Below are 3520 nucleotides of genomic sequence, written 5' to 3' on the forward strand. Positions count from 1 at the left end.
TTCAGTCAGTTGTGAGGTTAATCGCTCCTGTTCCTGTTTCAAGGCTTGGGTTTCATTGCCGTTTTCCTGCTTGGCCTCAGCCAACTGACGGGTTAACTCTTGCAGAGCTAATTTACTTTCAGTCAGTTGTGAGGTTAATCGCTCCTGTTCCTGTTTCAAGGCTTGGGTTTCAGTATTACTTACCTTTTTAGCCTCCGCCACCTGACAAAGAAATGTTTCAAACGCAGCTTGGCCTTCCCTCAGTTGTTTTGTTAAGAGCTCTTGTTCTTGCTTTAATCTTTGCAGTTCGGAGCTGTTTTCTTGTTTTGCATCAATCATCTGACGAGTTAACTCTTCCTGAGCCGATTTACTCTCAGTTAATTGTTTGATTAATAGTTGATGCTTCTGCTTTAATCGTTCAATTTCAGTACTGTTTTCCTGTTTCGTGTCAGACAAAAGTTGAGTTAAATCTTCCAAAGCAGATTTACTTTCAGTCAGCTGGTGGATCAATTGCAATCGCTCTTTCTTTAAGTGTTCAAACTCATCGTTTGACGTCTTTGCATTCTCAATCACCTGAGCAGTCAGGCTTTCAATAGCAGATTTATTTCGAGATATTTGCTCCATTAAGTTCTGATGATTCTGCTGCAATTCTCTTAATTGCAATAAATACTCTTCTTGAACTCGATTTATGGACTTAATATTTTGCGTATTATCGATAATTAAATTTCTTAGTTGATTGACGTCTCTGAATAAATTGGCAACCTCAAGATTGGAACCACCCAAATCAATCACTTTACCTTTGACTACTTGAAACAGCCCATCACTAAGTTCTTGGGGTTTATTACTTAAGTCAACCTGATGTTTAATCAGGATCTCGGCAATACATCTGATAATTCGATCCCGTTGCATTTTAAGGCTATAAGGACTCATGCTTAATGGTGAGTTTCCTGCCAATTGCTGTACATGCTCAAATCCATTAATGAATGAATCAAAGTTCTCATATAACTTATCCAGTTCTGACAACAACACTGGAACATCCAATTCTTCTGCATCAAAAAATCCCTCAAGACTGGGTGATTTGCTTGATAAAGACTTCATTATATAAGCTATAGCCTCTTTCGCAGATAAAGTATCATTATCATTTAAATGAGTCAGTTCATCATATAGAACTGTTTCTATCTGCTTCACGGATATTGGGTTATCCTGATTCGATGTAAGTGAATTAATTACACGGCGGATAAGGTGAGAGCAGTCATTTTCCTCCGCAGCAAATAATTCAAGGGTCGTAATAAAGTCCTTAAAGACCTCATTGAATTGTTCTTCAGGAGCAAGGAAGTAGCGAAGCCTTTGATCAATTCTGTTTGCTTGATCCAGTAGTGTACTGTAATGCGTTTGTGCTGTATTTTTTAAGCTGGTACGAATGATGATCTCACATTCATCAATAATTTTATTAATTGGTGCATCTTCTACTTCGATATTTTTTAAATTCTGCAGGAGATCAAAAATTCGATGAATTTCTGCTAATAAGTTAGTTTTAACAGCAACGGATAAATGATTACGCAAATATTTTTGGCTTATTGTATCTATAAATATGGAGATTGCATCAAAAGTAGCTTTACGCTCAACATCTGAGTCAAGTAATGCGTGTGAATTATGACTGATGCTTTGCAACAAATCAGTTGGGTCGGTATTATGACAATTCGAATAGCCTTTGAATAGCTTCACCAACCCATTGCCTAGTGCAGAGGTTAATTTATCAGGTTGATAATCATCATTTTCAAGTTCGAATTCCATGTTTTTTAACAGATATAAAAATGCATGCTCTTTATTAATAAACTTCCCTCCCCATGATGGAGCAATCGAATCCATCGCCGTGTAATTATGCCCATGGGCATGTACTAGTCTGGCTCCAGAACTGGAGGACTCAGTTCCCAGGATGGGGTAGGACGTGTTGGAAAAATGTCTGTATGCTTTATCATTCAGATGCACGTGTTTGTATAATGTTAAAAGAAACTCTGCTTTTCCAGGCTTATCGCACGCTAGAAATTCATTCGTCAGCTCATCCAAAACCGAATGCTCCAAGGAGACTGTTTTTGAATTTCTATCGAATAATCCAGTGCTTTTATTGATAAAATTCATTAATTTGAGCAACATTAATTGTTGAACCAAAGCAGTGTCTCTGTATTCAATAGCTTCTGGAACAGATTCAAATTGTTGAGAGTATATATTGCCGCTTGCTGTACCATGATGACCTGGGAAAATTAAGGGAGCTAGTCCACTCGGTACTATTGGAATGAAACAACGTGTCCGTTCATCTCGAAGTAAAGCGAGCTCAGCATAGGTACAAGGGAGGCTTTGATAAAAGCGTTGATCTCTCCAGGCAAATAATGCTCCAATTCCCCACCAGCTGCCACCAGGAACCGGATCAATTAAAAACATATTTATTTTGGCGCTAGATAAGCGTTGAGCTAATAAAGTTCTTATAATTTTTTGTTCATTGATTTCACCAAACAAATCTTTAAATCCCTTTCGGGTATAACTACAGGGAGATTCTGATAGTATCTGAAAAATAGTTTGATTCTTTGACGAAGTGAGCTCTGCTTTGATCCGTTCTAATTCGTGAGCAATTAAAATGGATTCAACAGCTCCACGGCTATGTGCCGCAATTTGAATATTTTTTTTCCCTTCTGCAATAGCTTTCAAAATCAGAAAGACTCCCTGAGCAACCCTATCCCCTACTTCGGTTCCTAGTGTTGTGGGACCATTAAGCACATCGACAGAAGGTGTGCTAAATGACAAGGGCCTATCTATTTGTATTTCGGGCTCATCTTCCCCTAATCTATTAGCAACCAATTGGGCCATATATGACAATGTTTCACCATTTTCATAATTCTTTTGCTCTGCAACAATTGAAGAGTTTTTCGTTGGCTTTGCTGTGAATAGCGTATCAGTGCCTAACGGAAACAAATAATAATCAGAATTTGAGCCGGCAGCTTCTTGTTGTACCTGTAAAAGAGAATTTAAATCATTTGGTTTTGGCATAGTGAGCTCATTAAATATGAGCCAACTCGAAAATGTTCCTTTAGTTTCTGGTAACATCTCAATAAACCTAGAATACTATTGAGATGTTATTACACTACTTATACATGTGTGATGATGTTCGCACTTAAAGAAGACGTGTTGTAAAACTATTATATTTACAAATACTCCATATGGTTTTCGAAATGGCATTAAGATCAAAAAAAGAACAACTTTACTACAATTTAACTATGAAGTCAATCATCAATTAATCCATTTTTTTATATGCGAAATAGCAGTGTAGAAACAAATTTTATCTCATGAAAACTGATATCAAAAATTAGCATTTTTTAATAACTCACATATCGAATGGTTTATTTTAAAACAATTTTGGAATCAGCTTATTTATCAAGCTACTCACAGCTCTATACACAAGTTTATCCACAGAATTTGTGGATAAACTGTCGATGTCGCGAAATAGAATTGATGTCTGTGAGTAATTATTACGCAGGATTATTCCTGT

General features: G+C 36.8%; 1 protein-coding gene. It reads right to left on the bottom strand.

What is annotated here, in order from left to right; all coding sequences use genetic code 11:
• The coding region (locus Q0495_RS05550) for a hypothetical protein (RefSeq protein ID WP_298623960.1) at nucleotides 1-3021 on the bottom strand (3021 nt) is incomplete at its 3' end.
• Nucleotides 3022-3520: the final 499 nt, after the last annotated feature.

The sequence above is a fragment of the uncultured Legionella sp. genome (assembly GCF_937871865.1).
In the GTDB taxonomy this organism is placed as follows: domain Bacteria; phylum Pseudomonadota; class Gammaproteobacteria; order Legionellales; family Legionellaceae; genus Legionella.